The organism is Pseudomonas sp. W2Oct36 (genome assembly GCF_041060465.1).
Taxonomy (GTDB): Bacteria; Pseudomonadota; Gammaproteobacteria; order Pseudomonadales; family Pseudomonadaceae; genus Aquipseudomonas; species Aquipseudomonas graminis_B.
The window spans coordinates 73,322-88,939 of the sequence record NZ_JAUERW010000009.1; the positions used below are offsets into that span (position 1 = coordinate 73,322).

At 61.1% G+C, this 15,618-nt stretch carries 14 protein-coding genes; 13 read left to right on the forward strand and 1 reads right to left on the reverse strand.

Annotation, left to right across the window (positions count from 1 at the left end; genetic code table 11):
* Positions 1 to 8 precede the first annotated feature (8 nt).
* Both orn and QWI18_RS14090 read left to right on the forward strand, forming a co-directional pair.
* Positions 9 to 545 carry an oligoribonuclease gene (orn, locus tag QWI18_RS14085; RefSeq protein WP_065987811.1) on the forward strand — a complete coding sequence of 179 codons (537 nt, stop codon included), beginning with the start codon at positions 9 to 11 and terminating at the stop codon, positions 543 to 545.
* Positions 546 to 662: 117 nt separating this feature from the next.
* Positions 663 to 1,274, forward strand: a complete 612-nt coding sequence (locus QWI18_RS14090) for a trimeric intracellular cation channel family protein (RefSeq protein WP_065987810.1) — start codon at positions 663 to 665, stop codon at positions 1,272 to 1,274.
* Positions 1,275 to 1,286: 12 nt separating this feature from the next.
* Here the strand turns inward: QWI18_RS14090 and queG are convergent, their stop codons facing one another.
* On the reverse strand, positions 1,287 to 2,405 hold the full coding sequence (queG, locus tag QWI18_RS14095) for a tRNA epoxyqueuosine(34) reductase QueG (protein ID WP_369319094.1): 1,119 nt from the start codon (positions 2,403 to 2,405) through the stop codon (positions 1,287 to 1,289).
* Between the two features lie 62 nt (positions 2,406 to 2,467).
* Between queG and QWI18_RS14100 the strand changes: the two genes are divergently transcribed.
* The 11 genes from QWI18_RS14100 to QWI18_RS14150 all read left to right on the forward strand — a co-directional run bounded on the left by QWI18_RS14100 (position 2,468) and on the right by QWI18_RS14150 (position 15,482).
* Positions 2,468 to 3,964 carry an NAD(P)H-hydrate dehydratase gene (locus QWI18_RS14100; protein WP_369319095.1) on the forward strand — a complete coding sequence of 499 codons (1,497 nt, stop codon included), beginning with the start codon at positions 2,468 to 2,470 and terminating at the stop codon, positions 3,962 to 3,964.
* On the forward strand, positions 3,952 to 4,422 hold the full coding sequence (gene tsaE / locus QWI18_RS14105; protein WP_369319096.1) for a tRNA (adenosine(37)-N6)-threonylcarbamoyltransferase complex ATPase subunit type 1 TsaE: 471 nt from the start codon (positions 3,952 to 3,954) through the stop codon (positions 4,420 to 4,422). Before QWI18_RS14100 ends, tsaE begins: the two co-directional genes overlap by 13 nt.
* A 13-nt stretch (positions 4,423 to 4,435) precedes the next feature.
* Positions 4,436 to 5,878 carry an N-acetylmuramoyl-L-alanine amidase gene (locus tag QWI18_RS14110; RefSeq protein WP_208600739.1) on the forward strand — a complete coding sequence of 481 codons (1,443 nt, stop codon included), beginning with the start codon at positions 4,436 to 4,438 and terminating at the stop codon, positions 5,876 to 5,878.
* Between the two features lie 26 nt (positions 5,879 to 5,904).
* Positions 5,905 to 7,860 (forward strand): DNA mismatch repair endonuclease MutL, encoded by a 1,956-nt coding sequence (mutL, locus tag QWI18_RS14115; RefSeq protein ID WP_296308692.1) that lies wholly within the window; start codon positions 5,905 to 5,907, stop codon positions 7,858 to 7,860.
* Positions 7,860 to 8,831, forward strand: a complete 972-nt coding sequence (miaA, locus tag QWI18_RS14120) for a tRNA (adenosine(37)-N6)-dimethylallyltransferase MiaA (protein ID WP_065987804.1) — start codon at positions 7,860 to 7,862, stop codon at positions 8,829 to 8,831. The genes mutL and miaA overlap by 1 nt, the downstream gene beginning before the upstream one ends.
* 104 nt (positions 8,832 to 8,935) lie before the next feature.
* Positions 8,936 to 9,196 carry an RNA chaperone Hfq gene (gene hfq / locus QWI18_RS14125; protein ID WP_019691505.1) on the forward strand — a complete coding sequence of 87 codons (261 nt, stop codon included), beginning with the start codon at positions 8,936 to 8,938 and terminating at the stop codon, positions 9,194 to 9,196.
* 12 nt (positions 9,197 to 9,208) lie between these two features.
* Positions 9,209 to 10,510, forward strand: a complete 1,302-nt coding sequence (gene hflX / locus QWI18_RS14130) for a ribosome rescue GTPase HflX (RefSeq protein WP_369319097.1) — start codon at positions 9,209 to 9,211, stop codon at positions 10,508 to 10,510.
* Positions 10,511 to 10,606: 96 nt separating this feature from the next.
* Positions 10,607 to 11,788, forward strand: a complete 1,182-nt coding sequence (hflK, locus tag QWI18_RS14135) for an FtsH protease activity modulator HflK (protein WP_065987802.1) — start codon at positions 10,607 to 10,609, stop codon at positions 11,786 to 11,788.
* Entirely contained in the window at positions 11,788 to 12,657 is an 870-nt protein-coding gene (hflC, locus tag QWI18_RS14140) for a protease modulator HflC (RefSeq protein WP_065987801.1), read from the forward strand. The genes hflK and hflC overlap by 1 nt, the downstream gene beginning before the upstream one ends.
* 290 nt (positions 12,658 to 12,947) lie before the next feature.
* On the forward strand, positions 12,948 to 14,135 hold the full coding sequence (locus QWI18_RS14145) for an ATP phosphoribosyltransferase regulatory subunit (RefSeq protein WP_369319098.1): 1,188 nt from the start codon (positions 12,948 to 12,950) through the stop codon (positions 14,133 to 14,135).
* 54 nt (positions 14,136 to 14,189) lie between these two features.
* Positions 14,190 to 15,482 (forward strand): adenylosuccinate synthase, encoded by a 1,293-nt coding sequence (locus tag QWI18_RS14150; RefSeq protein WP_065987799.1) that lies wholly within the window; start codon positions 14,190 to 14,192, stop codon positions 15,480 to 15,482.
* Positions 15,483 to 15,618: the final 136 nt, after the last annotated feature.

The following is a 15,618-nucleotide window of genomic DNA, read 5'->3' on the forward strand; positions in this document are numbered from 1 at the left end:
GCCGACATATGCAGAACAAACAGAATCTTATTTGGATCGACCTGGAAATGACCGGTCTGGACCCTGATAACGACGTCATCATCGAGATGGCAACCATCATCACCGACAGCGAACTCAACACCCTGGCCGAAGGCCCGGTCATTGCGGTTCATCAGAGCGACGAGCTGCTGAACGGCATGGACGAATGGAACACCCGCCAGCACGGCGGTTCCGGCCTGACCCAGCGCGTGCGCGAAAGCAAAATCTCCAACGACGAAGCCGAGGCCATGACGCTTGAGTTCATCAAGCAGTGGGTGCCCGAGCGCAGTTCGCCCATCTGCGGCAACAGCATCTGCCAGGACCGTCGCTTCCTGTACAAGCGCATGCCGACGCTGGAAAACTACTTTCACTACCGCAACCTCGACGTCTCGACCCTCAAGGAACTGGCTGCACGCTGGTCCCCTGACCTCAAGTTCAAGAAGGGCAGCACGCACCTGGCGCTGGACGATATCCGTGAGTCGATCGCCGAGCTGCGTTTCTACCGCGAGCACTTCATCAAGTCGTGACAGCAGGGCGCCGGCGGCCAATCGCAGTCGCCTGGAGAGAGCGCTAAACCAAACGCTCTCTTTTGGTGCCCCGGTCGAGTGGTTAGACTGCGCCCCTTTCTCGCAGGGACTGCCGCCATGTTGTTGATGCTCTACCTGATCGCCATTACGGCCGAAGCCATGACCGGCGCGCTGTCCGCAGGCCGTCGCGGCATGGACTGGTTCGGTGTGGTGCTGATCGCCTGCATCACGGCGCTGGGCGGCGGTTCGGTTCGCGACGTGCTGCTGGGGCATTATCCGCTGACGTGGGTCAAGCACCCGGAATACCTGATCCTTACCAGCATTGCAGCGCTGGTGACCATCTTCATCGCACCGCTGATGCGCCATCTGCGCTCGCTGTTTCTGGTGCTCGATGCACTGGGATTGGTGGCGTTTACCCTGATCGGCTGCATGACCGCGCTGGACATGGGCTTGAGCATGACCGTCGCCGCCGTGAGCGGGGTGATCACCGGCGTGTTTGGGGGAATCCTGCGGGACATTTTCTGCAACGACATCCCCCTGATCTTCCGTCGCGAGCTGTATGCCAGCGTATCGTTCGCCGCCGCGTGGTGCTTTTTGCTGTGCCAGTACGCCGGATTGCCGGTGGAGCAGGGCACGCTGATCACGCTGTTTGGCGGATTGTTACTGCGGCTGCTGGCGATCAAGTTTCGCTGGGAAATGCCGAAGTTTGTTTACAAGGACGGGCACTGAACCGGCGCGCGATTACAACAAGCGCCCTGGGGCTCTGGCGTCATGCTGCCCCAACGCCCATTCAACATGCTCGCGCACCATCTCTGACGGATGCTCCCGCCGCGCTTTCAGCGCTTCGATCACGGGGATGGTAGACGGCGCGTTACCCAGCCCCACGGCCAGATTTCTCAACCACCGCTCATACCCGGCGCGCCGCAACGGTGAGCCTTCGGTGTTGCTCAGGAAGGTCGTTTCGTCCCATAAAAACAGCGTCGTCAATTCGGCGTTATCAAGGCCGTGACGGGGTTTGAAGTCCGTTTGATCGGTTGGCCGTGCGAAGCGATTCCACGGGCAGACGATCTGGCAGTCATCGCAGCCGAACACCCGATTGCCGATCAACGCACGCAAATCTTCGGGGATCGACGTCTTCAGCTCGATGGTCAGATAGGAAATACACTTTCGCGCATCCAGCACGTAGGGTCCGACGAAGGCGTTGGTCGGACACACGTCCAGGCAGGCCGTGCAGCGCCCGCAATGCTCGGTGGCGTGTGGGGCGTCTACCGGCAGCGGCAGGTCGACGAACAGCTCGCTGAGAAAGAAATAACTGCCGGCCTTGCGATTGAGCACCAGGGTGTTCTTGCCGATCCAGCCCAGCCCGGCCTGCTCGGCAATGGCCTTCTCCAGCACCGGCGCGCTGTCGACGAACGCGCGAAACCCGAATGGCCCGATCGCCTGTTGAATGCGCTCCGCCAGTTGCTGCACGCGCTTGCGGATCAGCTTGTGGTAATCACGCCCCAGCGCGTACCGCGAGACGTAGGCTTTCTCGGGCTGCCCCAGCAACTGAGCCATCTGCGTATCGCCGGGCAGATAGTCCATGCGCAACGACACCACGCGCAGCGTTCCTGGCACCAGCTCGTCCGGATGCGAACGTTTGCTGCCATGCGCTGCCATATAGTCCATCTCGCCGTGGTACCCGGCGTCGAGCCAGCGCTCCAGGTGCTGCTCGTGGTCGGCCAGGTCCAGCCCCGAGATTCCGACTTGCTGAAAGCCAAGCTCGCGCCCCCAACCCTTGATCGATTGGGCAAGGTCGGTCAGCCCGGCTGCCGTTAGAGGCTCTGGAGCTGTGGATGGGTCTACAGTTATCGCGGACATGCAAAGAGGACACCGGGGCGCAGGTGCGTATAATTCTGCCAGACATCGGAGCCCAAAGACGCATGTTGCACAGCAAACCCCCATTTCCCGACGCACTGTACAGCGCCGCTCAGGTGCGCGACCTCGACGCACGCCTGATTGCTGCCGGCACGCCCGGCTTTGAGCTGATGCAGCGCGCTGCCCATGCTGCATGGCGGGCAATACGTCGTCGCTGGCCCGAGGGCAGGCAGCTGACAGTGATGAGCGGTCGCGGCAACAACGCCGGCGACGGCTACCTCGTGGCTGCGCTGGCCCGGCGTGCCGGCTGGCACGTTCACGTGCTGGCTGTGGGTGACTGCGCAGCGCTGGGCGGCGACGCTCGATCCGCTTATGAAGAAGCGGTTGCCGCCAAGGTCGATATTCAGCCCTGGCAACAGCAGGCGCTGGCCGGCATCGTTGTCGACGCGCTGCTGGGCACAGGGCTGACGGGGGACGTGCGCGATCCTTACGCGGCGGCCATTGAAGCCATCAACGACAGTGGATTGCCCGTAGTGGCCGTCGATCTCCCTTCAGGGCTCTGCGCCGACACCGGCCGAACACTGGGCGTCGCCGTCCGCGCCGATCTGACCGTCACCTTCATTGGCCTCAAGGTCGGGCTGTTCACTGGCGATGCGCCCGAACTGGTCGGCGAGCTGGTGTTCGATGACTTGCAGGCGGACGCCGAGATCATTCGGCAAACCCCCGTCAGCGTCAAACGGCTGGACACCTTCAATCTGCCCACCCTGGCGCCTCGCTCACGCGTCGCACACAAGGGCATGTTTGGTCGCGTGCTGGTGGTGGGCGGCGATCGAGGTTTCGGCGGCGCAGCATTGCTCGCCACCGAAAGCACGCTGCGCACCGGCGCCGGCATGGTCACGCTGGCCACGCGGCCGGAACATATCAGCGCCGCGCTGACGCGATTCCCTGAAGTGATGAGCGCCGGCATCAGCTCGGCCAACCAGCTCCTCGCCTTGATTGAGCCTGCGTCGGTGCTGGTGGTGGGTCCGGGGCTCGGCCAGCACAGTTGGGGAAAAAGCCTGTTGTCTGCGGCCGCGAACGCGCCGTTGCCGCAGGTCTGGGATGCCGACGCGCTGAACGAGCTGGCGACCGGTGCCGTGCAATTGCCCGAGGGCAGCGTGATCACCCCGCATCCTGGCGAAGCCGCGCGCCTGCTGGGCACCGACACGAAACACATTCAAGCCGATCGTCCGGCTGCGGCGCGTGCGCTGGCCAGGAAATTCAATGCTGTATGCGTTTTAAAAGGCAGCGGCAGCCTGATCGCCAACCCGGCAGGTGACCTCTCACTGGCCGATCACGGCCATCCGGCGATGGCGACCGGCGGGCTGGGCGATGTCTTGTCCGGTGTCATCGGCGCGCTGATGGCGCAAAAGATGAGCGCCTATGACGCTGCTTGTCTGGGCGTCTGGCTGCACGCCTTCGCTGGTGAGCAATGCGGCGCCGGCGGGCGAGGGCTGGCTGCCGCTGATCTGATTCCTGTTATTCGCCAGCTTCTGGAGGAGCACCAACCGTGTCTGAGTTAACCCTGGCGCTCATGGGTGAAGAGGCCATGACCCACTTCGGCGCACGTATTGCCCAAGTGACTGAAAGCAATGGGATTATTTTTCTGGAGGGCGATCTGGGGGCCGGCAAGACCACGCTGTCCCGAGGGATCATTCGCGGCCTGGGGCATACCGGCGCGGTAAAAAGTCCGACGTTTACGCTGGTAGAACCTTACGAAATTGGTAGAAACCGCGCGTATCACTTTGATCTCTACCGACTTGTTGATCCAGAAGAGCTAGAATTCCTCGGCATCCGGGACTATCTCGACGGCGATGCCCTTTGTCTTATCGAATGGCCCAATCTTGGTGCAGGCTTTTTGCCAAAGCCTGACCTGATCATTACCATAAGGCCGCTCGACGAAGGTCGAGCGTTGACGTTGAGCCCAAAAAGCTCGCGTGGCGAGATGTGGTGTGCCGCTTTGGCGCCTTCGTTTAAATAGACATTCAATAGATATGGGGTTTGGTATGCGCATGCGCGCGCTGGTTACTGTGATAGGACTGCTGCTGGCGACACTGGCTGTCGACGCGTTGGCCGCTTCACAGGTACGAAGTGTCCGCTTATGGCGTGCCCCGGATAACACGCGGCTGGTTTTCGACCTGTCTGGCCCTGTTCAGCACAGTGTCTTCACGCTGCAGTCCCCTGACCGTCTGGTCATCGACATCAACGGCGCCACCCTGGGTGGGCCGCTGAACGTGCCGACGGCCAACACGCCGATCACCAGCATGCGCTCGGCGCAACGCACGCCTGACGACCTGCGCGTGGTCATCGACCTGAAGAAGGCCGTGACGCCGAAGAGCTTCACCCTCGCGCCGAACCAGCAATACGGCAACCGTCTGGTGGTCGACCTGTACGACAACGCCGCCGATGCCAATCCGCCGCCGTCGGTTGCCGATACCCCGGCCACCACCGCGCCTGCGACGCCCGCAGTGGTGCCGGTCAGCCCGTCCAAGCCTGAAATCAAGCTTACCCCTGTGCCCAACGGCAAGCGCGACATCGTTGTCGTCATTGATGCCGGTCACGGCGGAGAAGATCCGGGTGCGTCCGGCGGTCGCGGTGAGAAAGAAAAGAACGTCGTGCTCGCGATTGCCAAGGAGCTTCAGCGCCAGATCAACGGCGAAAAGGGCTACCGCGCCGAGCTGACCCGTACGGGCGACTACTTCATCCCGCTGCGTAAGCGCACGGAAATTGCCCGCGCCAAAGGTGCTGATCTATTCGTGTCCATTCATGCCGACGCGGCGCCTTCTTCGGCGGCCTTCGGCGCTTCGGTGTTTGCCCTGTCGGAACGCGGCGCGACCTCCGAAACAGCACGCTGGCTGGCGGACAGTGAAAACCGTTCCGACTTGATCGGTGGCGCCGGGGCCGTGAGTCTCGATGACAAAGACCGCATGCTCGCGGGTGTGCTGCTCGATTTGTCGATGACCGCATCACTGACTTCAAGCCTGAACGTCGGCCAGAAGGTCCTGACCAACATCGGCCGCGTAACCTCGCTGCACAAGTCCCGCGTCGAGCAGGCCGGCTTCATGGTGCTGAAGTCGCCGGACATTCCGTCGATTCTGGTCGAGACCGGCTTCATCTCCAACGCGGCCGAAGCGAACAAGCTGCAAGGCACCAGCCACCAGCAGGCCCTGGCGCGCTCCATCACGGCGGGCGTGAAGCAGTTCTTCCAGCAGAATCCGCCGCAAGGCACGTACATCGCCTGGCTGCGGGATAACGGCAAGCTGGCCATGGGCGCACGCGAGCATACGGTGCGTCCCGGCGAGTCGTTGAGCATGATCGCGGCGCGCTACGACATGACCATGCCGATGCTTCGTACCGCCAATCATCTGAGCTCTGACGAGCTGAAAGTCGGGCAGGAGCTGAGAATCCCCAGCGCAGAACTGGCAGGTGAGCCGTGACTGACCTGCTGCTCGGTGACCAAGAACTGGATGTCAGCGTAAGCCCCGATCTACCGGCGGCCCAGGCTGCGCGTATCCAGTTGCTGAGCCCGCGGCTCGCCAACCAGATTGCTGCGGGCGAGGTCGTCGAGCGCCCGGCTTCGGTGATCAAGGAACTGCTCGAAAACAGCCTTGATTCCGGCGCGCGCCGTATTGATGTCGACGTCGAGCAAGCCGGCATCAAACTGTTGCGGGTTCGCGACGACGGCGGCGGCATCTCCTCCGATGATCTGCCCCTGGCACTGGCCCGACATGCCACCAGCAAGATCCGCGACCTGGAAGACCTTGAGCGAGTCATGAGCCTTGGCTTCCGGGGCGAAGCGCTGGCGTCGATCAGTTCCGTGGCGCGCCTGACGTTGACGTCTCGCACGCGCGACGCCGATCAGGCCTGGCAGGTCGAGACCGAAGGCCGCGACATGGCTTCCCGTGTTCAGCCCGCTGCGCATCCCGTCGGCACCTCCGTGGAAGTGCGTGACCTTTTTTTCAACACCCCTGCGCGGCGCAAGTTTCTTAAAGCCGAGAAAACCGAGTTCGATCACCTCCAGGAGGTAATCAAGCGCATGGCGCTGGCTCGGTTCGATGTGGCCTTTCATTTGCGCCATAACGGCAAGACTGTCCTGAGCCTGCATGAAGCCCACGATGACGTCGCGCGCGCGCGTCGGGTTTCGGCTATTTGCGGCCCCGGGTTTCTGGAGCAGGCGCTGCCGATCGAGGTCGAGCGCAACGGTTTGAGGTTGTGGGGATGGGTGGGGCTGCCGACGTTCTCGCGCAGTCAGGCCGATCTGCAGTATTTCTTCGTCAATGGCCGTGCAGTGCGCGACAAACTGGTTGCCCACGCTGTGCGTCAGGCTTACCGCGACGTGCTGTTCAACGGCCGGCATCCGACCTTCGTGCTGTTTTTCGAAGTCGATCCGGCGGTCGTCGACGTCAACGTCCACCCGACCAAGCACGAAGTGCGGTTCCGCGACGGGCGCATGGTTCACGATTTCCTCTACGGCACGCTGCATCGCGCCCTCGGCGATGTACGACCTGAAGATCAGCTCGCGGGCACCACCTCGGTTACCGCGCTGGTGCGTCCAAGCGGGCCGGATGCCGGCGAGTTCGGGCCCCAGGGCGAAATGCGCCTGGCCAATAACGTGCTCGAAACGCCACAAGGTCAGGCGTGGAATCCGCCGGCCGGATCCGCGCCAGGCTCTGGCAGTGGTGCGGGTTACCAGTATCAGTACACGCCGCGGCCGTCGTCGGTGCTTCCGGCTGAAGAGGCGCGTGCCGCTTACAGCGAATTCTTTGCCCCTCTGCCCGGCGTGCAGGCGTCGGCGAGCGCAGGCAGCGTGTCGCTTCCCGAATCCCAGGGCGATGTTCCGCCACTGGGTTATGCACTCGCTCAGCTCAAGGGCATTTATATCCTCGCGGAAAACGCCCACGGCCTGGTGCTGGTGGACATGCACGCGGCCCATGAGCGAATCATGTACGAGCGCTTGAAGATCGCCATGGCCAGCGAAGGCCTGAGCGGTCAGCCGCTGCTGGTGCCGGAGTCCATTGCGGTCAGCCAGCGCGAAGCCGACTGCGCCGAGGAACACATGGTCACCTTCCAGCAGCTGGGCTTCGAGTTGCAGCGCCTTGGGCCGGAGACTCTCGCTATCCGGCAGATCCCCGCGCTGCTGAAACAGGCTGAGGCGAATCGACTGGTGCACGATGTGCTGGGCGATCTGATGGAGTACGGCACCAGCGATCGCGTTCAGGCGCACATGAATGAGCTGCTCGGCACCATGGCGTGCCACGGTGCGATCCGCGCCAATCGCCGGCTGGCCATCCCGGAAATGAACGGGCTGCTGCGTGACATGGAAAACACCGAGCGCAGCGGTCAATGCAACCATGGACGGCCCACCTGGACCCAGCTGGGTCTGGATGATCTGGACAAATTATTCCTGCGCGGTCGCTGATGAGTGCTCTTCCTCCGGCCATCTTTCTGATGGGGCCGACCGCCGCCGGGAAAACCGATCTCGCCATCGAGCTGACCAAAGTGCTTCCGTGTGAGCTGATCAGCGTGGATTCCGCGCTGGTGTACCGCGGCATGGACATCGGCACTGCCAAGCCATCAAAAGCGCTGCTGGAGACGTATCCGCACCGTCTCATCGATATCCTCGACCCGAGCCAGAGCTACTCTGCGGCGGATTTTCGAACCGATGCCTTGCACGCCATGGCGGAAATTACCGCCCGGGGAAAAATTCCCCTGCTGGTGGGCGGCACGATGTTGTATTTCAAAGCTCTACTGGAGGGCCTGGCCGATATGCCTGCGGCTGACGCCGAGATTCGTGCGCAGATTGAGGCGCAAGCGGCCAGTCAGGGCTGGCAGTCGTTGCATGATGAGCTGGCGAGCATCGATCCGGTGTCGGCGGCGAGAATTCACCCCAACGATCCCCAGCGGCTGGTTCGCGCGCTGGAAGTCTTTCGGGTCAGCGGCATGAGCATGACCGCGCATCGGGAACAACAAAGTGCGCAAAGTGCTCAAGCGAGCGCTTCGGGGCGTCATCAATTGCCCTATACTGTCGCAAATCTCGCGATCGCACCGACGGATCGCAAGGTGCTCCACGACCGAATCGCTGTGCGTTTCAGGCAAATGCTTGATGAAGGATTCGTTGAAGAAGTCGTAGCGCTACGTTCGAGGGGTGATCTGAACTCGAATTTACCGTCTATTAGAGCTGTAGGGTATCGCCAGGTCTGGGATCATCTGGACGGCAAGCTGACTCGGGACCAGATGCAGGAGCGCGGCATCATTGCCACGCGCCAGCTGGCCAAGAGGCAGTTCACCTGGTTACGCAGCTGGCAGAATTTGCACTGGTTGGACAGCCTGGCTTGCGACAATCTGCCACGCGCCTTGAAATACCTGGGGTCGGTCTCCATATTGAGCTGAGTCCTTGCAATAGCCGTCTATCCTTGGGGGATAGCCTTCGGGAGGTAGCGGCCCAAGCCAATGTTTTCGAATTTATTCTATTGATCCTTAAAGGAGTGCGGCACATGTCAAAAGGGCATTCGCTACAAGACCCTTACCTGAACACTTTGCGTAAAGAGAAGGTTGGGGTTTCGATCTATCTGGTAAACGGTATCAAGCTGCAAGGCACTATCGAATCCTTTGACCAGTTCGTTATTTTGCTGAAGAACACTGTCAGCCAAATGGTCTACAAACACGCCATCTCGACTGTCGTTCCCGTCCGCCCGATTCGTCTGCCTAGCGCTACCGAATCCGAGCAGGCTGACGCCGAGCCAGGTAACGCCTGATAGGAGTCTGCTTTGTTCTTTGAGCGCCACAGTGGTGGTGAGCGGGCGATCCTCGTTCACTTGGATGGTCAGGACCCTGAGGCGCGCGAAGATCCGCAGGAGTTCAGGGAGCTGGCGCTGTCGGCCGGCGCCGACATTGTCTCGTTCGTCAACGTGCCAAGGCATCGGCCAACGGCAAAGTATCTGGTAGGCAGCGGCAAGGTCGAGGAATTGCGCGACCTGGTCAAAACCGAAAAGTCAGATATCGTCATCTTCAATCATGTCCTTACACCCAGTCAGGAACGTAACCTCGAACGTGTTTTCGAGTGTCGCGTGCTTGACCGTACGGGCCTGATTCTCGACATCTTCGCCCAACGGGCGCGCACCCATGAAGGCAAGCTGCAGGTTGAACTGGCCCAGCTTGAGCACATGAGTACGCGGCTGGTCCGTGGCTGGACTCACCTTGAGCGTCAGGGTGGCGGTATCGGTCTGCGCGGTCCGGGTGAAACCCAACTAGAAACGGACCGGCGCCTGTTGCGTGTGCGTCTGCGTCAGATCAAGGGCCGACTTGAAAAAGTTCGCAGTCAGCGTGATCAGGCCCGTCGTGGCCGGTCCCGCGCCGACATCCCTACGGTTTCGATCGTCGGCTATACCAACGCCGGCAAGTCAACGCTGTTCAATGCGGTGACCGACTCCGACGTCTACGCGGCCGATCAGCTGTTCGCGACCCTTGACCCGACCCTGCGCCGCCTTGAAGTCAGAGACCTTGGGCCAATTGTGCTGGCTGATACGGTGGGTTTCATCCGTCATTTGCCGCACAAGCTGGTCGAGGCCTTTCGGGCTACGCTCGAAGAGTCGAGCAACTCCGATCTGCTGCTGCATGTGATTGACGCTCATGAGCCCGATCGCCTTGAGCAGATCGAGCAGGTCATGGTGGTGCTGGGCGAGATTGGGGCCCAGGACTTGCCGATGCTTGAGGTGTATAACAAACTCGATCTGCTCGAAGGGGTTGAGCCGCAGATCCAGCGCGATGCCGATGGCAAGCCGCAGCGGGTCTGGGTTTCTGCCCGTGATGGACGCGGTCTGGACTTGCTCAAGCAAGCCATTGCCGAAGTGTTGGGCAATGACCTCTTCGTGGGGACGCTGCGCCTCACGCAGGAGTTCGCCCGGTTGCGTGCCCAGTTTTTCAACCTGGGTGCGGTGCAGAGCGAAGAGCACGACGAAGAAGGTCAGAGTCTTTTGGCTGTTCGGTTACCCCGAGTTGAATTCAATCGCCTGGTGAGTCGCGAAGGACTGCAGCCGCTGGAATTCATCGAGCAACACACTTTGCAATAAAAGCCTGACAAAGCGGTTGTACCGCTTCGACGGGCATTCTGTAGCATTGGTCGGCGCGCCGTGGGTGCGTCTTTGCTTTATCAGATGGAGAGCGCTATGGCTTGGAATGAGCCGGGTGGCAACTCGAATAATCAGGATCCTTGGGGTGGTAAGCGCAAGGGCGGCGACCGCAAGGGGCCACCGGATCTCGACGAGGCCTTCCGTAAGCTGCAGGAAAGCCTGAATGGGTTGTTCGGTGGTGGCAAGAAACGCAGTGGCGATGGCGGCGGCAGCGGCGGTGGATCGAGCAAGGGCGGTGGCCTCGGCCTGCTCGGCATCGGTCTGGTCGTGCTGCTCGCCATCTGGCTGTACAACGCAATCTATGTGGTCGACGAGCAGGAGCAGGCTGTTGTGCTGCGCTTCGGCAAGTACTATGAAACCGTCGGGCCGGGTTTGAATATCTATTTCCCGCCGTTTGATCGCAAGTACCTCGAAAACGTGACGCGTGAACGTGCGTACAGCAAGCAGGGCCAGATGCTCACCGAAGACGAGAACATCGTCGAAGTGCCGCTGACCGTGCAGTACAAAATCACCAATCTGCAGGATTTTGTGCTGAACGTTGATCAGCCTGAAGTCAGCCTGCAGCATGCGACCGAAAGTGCCTTGCGTCATGTGGTGGGTTCGACCGCCATGGACCAGGTGCTGACTGAAGGTCGTGAGTTGATGGCCAGCGAAATCAAGGAGCGGCTGCAACGCTTCCTCGATACCTATCGCACCGGCATCACCGTGACTCAGGTCAACGTGCAGAGCGCTGCGGCGCCGCGCGAAGTCCAGGAAGCGTTCGATGACGTGATCCGCGCCCGTGAAGACGAACAGCGCTCACGTAACCAGGCTGAAACCTACGCCAACGGTGTGATCCCGGAAGCGCGCGGTCAGGCTCAGCGTATTGTCGAAGACGCCAACGGCTATCGCGATGAAGTGGTTTCTCGGGCCAAGGGTGAGGCGGATCGTTTTACCAAGCTGGTCGCCGAGTACCGCAAGGCACCGGAAGTCACGCGTGAACGTCTGTATCTGGACACCATGCAGGAAGTCTTCAGCAACACCAGCAAGGTACTTGTGACCGGCGACAAAGGTCAGAACAACCTGCTTTATCTGCCGTTGGACAAAATGATCGATAGCAGCCGTAACGGTTCCAGCTCGTCTGCCACGGGCGGCGCTGCTGCTGCACCGGCAGATCCGGGCTCACGGGCAGCGGACATGCAACAGCAACGTGACACGCGCACTAGGGAGACTCGCTGATGAGCAATAAATCTCTGGTTGCCCTGATTGTCTGCGTCGTGTTGGCCGTGGTCGCATGGAACAGCTTCTACATCGTCGCTCAGACCGAGCGCGCGGTGCTGCTGCAATTCGGTCGCGTGGTTCAGGCGGATGTTTCGCCAGGCCTGCACGTGAAGATTCCTTACGTGAATCAGGTGCGCAAGTTCGATGGTCGCTTGATGACCCTCGATGCGCCGACTCAGCGTTTCCTGACGCTGGAAAAGAAAGCCGTGATGGTCGATGCCTACGCCAAATGGCGCGTGAAGGACGCTGAGCGTTTCTACACCGCGACTTCCGGCCTGAAGCAGATCGCCGATGAGCGTCTCTCCCGTCGTCTCGAATCCGGTCTGCGTGACCAGTTCGGCAAGCGCACGCTGCACGAGGTGGTTTCAGGTGAGCGTGACGCACTGATGGCTGACATCACTGCGTCTCTGAACACCATGGCCGGCAAAGAGCTGGGCATCGAAGTTGTTGATGTTCGAGTCAAGGCCATCGACCTGCCGAAGGAAGTGAACCGCAGCGTGTTCGAGCGTATGAGCACTGAGCGTGAGCGTGAGGCCCGTGAGCACCGCGCCAAGGGTAACGAGCTGGCGGAAGGCATCCGTGCCGACGCCGATCGTCAGCGCCGCGTTCTGTTGGCTGAAGCGTATCGGGAGTCTGAAGAGGCACGCGGTGATGGTGATGCTCAAGCGGCTGCGATCTACTCCAAGGCCTACGGTCAGGATCAGGAGTTCTACGCGTTCTACCGTAGCCTGCGCGCCTACCGTGAAAGCTTCGCCAATAAAAGCGACGTGATGGTGCTGGACCCAAGCAGCGAGTTCTTCCGCTATTTGCAAAAAGCCAAGCCGTAATCGCATCAGCACCTGATCACTCCGCCGGGCGGCAAAACTGCCCGTCGGGGTGATCGCGCGACAAAACGTGTGTATGATGCGGCAGCCGGGAAATTCCCGGCTTTTTTGCGTCTGCACGATTGATTGGCCGTGGCGTGTTCCGTGCGCGGCAGTTTTTTCGAGGACGGTGTTCGCGATAGTGCGGCGCATCGGGCAGGGGACATTCCCTTGCCCTGCGTCCGCAGAATGCTGTCTGCTTCACTCAAGGCTTGCCCAAGGGCCGGCCGCCCGGATCATAGGGGAAAGGCGTAATGGCAACGGTTGACCGCTGGCTGCTGCCGGATGGCATCGAAGAAGTACTGCCGCCGGAAGCTGCGCGCATTGAAGTCGCGCGTCGTCAGGTGCTGGATCTGTTTCAGAGCTGGGGCTACGAATTTGTCGTGACCCCGCACATCGAATACCTCGAATCACTGCTCACCGGTGCGGGCCAGGATCTGGATCTGCGCACCTTCAAAGTGGTCGACCCGCAATCGGGCCGGCAGATGGGTTTCCGCGCGGACATCACGCCACAGGTCGCCCGCATCGACGCCCACACCCTGCGTCGCGAAGGCCCAAGCCGCCTCTGCTACGCCGGCAGCGTGCTGCATGCCCAGCCGCGTGCATTGTCGTCCTCGCGCAGCCCGATCCAGTTGGGTGCCGAGCTGTACGGCGACGCGAGCCCGAGCAGTGACGTCGAAGTCATCAGCCTCATGCTGGCGATGCTGCAATTGGCGGATGTGCCAGACGTCCATATGGACCTGGGGCACGTCGGGATTTACCGCGGTCTTGCCCGCGCTGCCGGATTGTCCGGTGAAGTCGAGCAACAGCTGTTTGATGCACTCCAGCGCAAAGCCATCGACGAGGTCATTGCGTTGACCGAAGGTCTGCCGACCGACCTGGCCAGCATGTTGCGTGCGCTGGTGGATCTGTGTGGCGACCGTACGGTATTGGCGCAGGCCCGCGACCGTCTGGCGAATGCGCCGGCGGCGGTCATTGAGGCGCTGGATGATCTGCAGGAAATCGCCGAACGTCTCTCGGCCCGATTCCCTGAGCTACCGTTGTACTTTGACCTTTGCGAATTGCGCGGCTACCACTACCACACTGGCGTGGTCTTTGCGGTCTTCGTCCCGGGTGTTGGCCAGTCGATCGCCCAGGGCGGTCGGTACGATGACATTGGTGCCGATTTCGGTCGCGCGCGACCGGCGACGGGTTTTTCCACCGATTTGAAAACCTTGGTGACACGCGGCCAGGCGCAGATCGAGCTACCGTCTGGCGGTATCTGGATGCCGGACAGCACTGATGCGGCGCTGTGGCAAACGGTCTGCCAGTTGCGCGCTGAAGGTCAGCGTGTGGTTCAGGCGTTGCCAGGCCAACCGGTTTCAGCAGCGCTAGACGCCGACTGTGATCGGCAATTGATTCAGCAGGGCGAGCGTTGGCAGGTAATGCCGCTGGCCTCTTAAGTTTCCCCGCCGGCCGCTGCCGGCGCCAAGTTTGCGCGAATGAGGACAAGTGTTATGGGTAAGAATGTCGTAGTCCTGGGCACCCAATGGGGTGATGAGGGCAAAGGCAAGATCGTTGATCTGCTGACCGAACATGCAACCGCGGTAGTGCGTTATCAAGGTGGCCACAACGCTGGCCACACACTGGTGATCGACGGCGAAAAAACCGTCCTGCACCTGATTCCGTCCGGCGTCCTGCGCGAAGGCGTGCAGTGCCTGATCGGCAACGGTGTGGTCGTCGCGCCTGATGCGCTCATGCGTGAAATCACCAAGCTGGAAGATAAAGGCATTCCGGTGCGCGAGCGTCTGCGCATCAGCCCGTCCTGCCCGCTGATCCTGTCCTATCACGTGGCCCTTGATCAGGCCCGCGAAAAGGCCCGTGGCGAGCACAAGATCGGCACCACTGGTCGTGGCATCGGCCCGGCTTACGAAGACAAGGTTGCGCGTCGTGGTCTGCGCATCGGTGATCTATTCCACCGCGAGCGCTTCGCCGCCAAGCTGGGCGAACTCCTGGATTACCACAACTTCGTTCTGGTCAATTACTACAAAGAGCCGGCGATCGACTTCCAGAAGACACTCGACGAGTGCATGGAATACGCCGAACTGCTCAAGCCGATGATGCTCGACGTGACCGCAACGCTGCACGAAATGCGCCGCGCCGGCAAAGACATCATGTTCGAAGGTGCTCAGGGTTCGCTGCTGGACATCGACCACGGTACCTACCCGTACGTCACCAGTTCGAACACCACTGCCGGCGGCATCGCTACCGGTTCGGGCATGGGGCCGATGTACCTGGATTACATCTTGGGCATCACCAAGGCCTACACCACTCGCGTGGGTTCGGGTCCGTTCCCGACGGAGCTGTTCGACGATGTCGGCGCGTTCCTGGCCAAGCGCGGCCACGAGTTCGGGGCAACCACCGGCCGTGCGCGTCGCTGTGGCTGGTTCGACGCCGTTATCCTGCGTCGCGCCATCGACGTTAACAGCATCTCGGGCATCTGCCTGACCAAGCTGGACGTGCTTGACGGTCTCGAGACCATCAACATCTGCGTGGGCTACAAGAACGAGAACGGTGCAGTGATCGACGCCCCGACCGACGCCGACAGCTATATCGGCCTGGAGCCGGTGTACGAAGAAGTGCCGGGCTGGTCAGAATCGACCCTGGGTGCCAAGACCCTGGAAGAGCTGCCTGCCAACGCCCGCGCTTACATCAAGCGTCTTGAAGAGCTGGTCGGCGCACCGATCGACATTATTTCGACGGGCCCTGACCGCAACGAGACGATCGTTCTGCGTCATCCGTTCGACTGATAAGTCGTTGAAGCGCAAATAAAGGGTCGCCTTGGCGGCCCTTTGTTTTGCCCGCTGGAAACTACTCGCCACTGCGGCACGACCCTTGCTGTGATTCCGCTTATAAAACGATGCCATCATTTTGATGGCGTGTATG

What these genes read in the sequence shown, in the direction of transcription:
- orn (WP_065987811.1), top strand. Translation starts at nt 9, where the DNA reads ATGCAGAACAAACAGAATCTTATTTGGATCGACCTGGAAATGACCGGT.
- QWI18_RS14090 (WP_065987810.1), top strand. Translation starts at nt 663, where the DNA reads ATGTTGTTGATGCTCTACCTGATCGCCATTACGGCCGAAGCCATGACC.
- queG (WP_369319094.1), bottom strand. Translation starts at nt 2,405, where the DNA reads ATGTCCGCGATAACTGTAGACCCATCCACAGCTCCAGAGCCTCTAACG.
- QWI18_RS14100 (WP_369319095.1), top strand. Translation starts at nt 2,468, where the DNA reads ATGTTGCACAGCAAACCCCCATTTCCCGACGCACTGTACAGCGCCGCT.
- QWI18_RS14110 (WP_208600739.1), top strand. Translation starts at nt 4,436, where the DNA reads ATGGGGTTTGGTATGCGCATGCGCGCGCTGGTTACTGTGATAGGACTG.
- miaA (WP_065987804.1), top strand. Translation starts at nt 7,860, where the DNA reads ATGAGTGCTCTTCCTCCGGCCATCTTTCTGATGGGGCCGACCGCCGCC.
- hfq (WP_019691505.1), top strand. Translation starts at nt 8,936, where the DNA reads ATGTCAAAAGGGCATTCGCTACAAGACCCTTACCTGAACACTTTGCGT.
- hflK (WP_065987802.1), top strand. Translation starts at nt 10,607, where the DNA reads ATGGCTTGGAATGAGCCGGGTGGCAACTCGAATAATCAGGATCCTTGG.
- hflC (WP_065987801.1), top strand. Translation starts at nt 11,788, where the DNA reads ATGAGCAATAAATCTCTGGTTGCCCTGATTGTCTGCGTCGTGTTGGCC.
- QWI18_RS14145 (WP_369319098.1), top strand. Translation starts at nt 12,948, where the DNA reads ATGGCAACGGTTGACCGCTGGCTGCTGCCGGATGGCATCGAAGAAGTA.
- QWI18_RS14150 (WP_065987799.1), top strand. Translation starts at nt 14,190, where the DNA reads ATGGGTAAGAATGTCGTAGTCCTGGGCACCCAATGGGGTGATGAGGGC.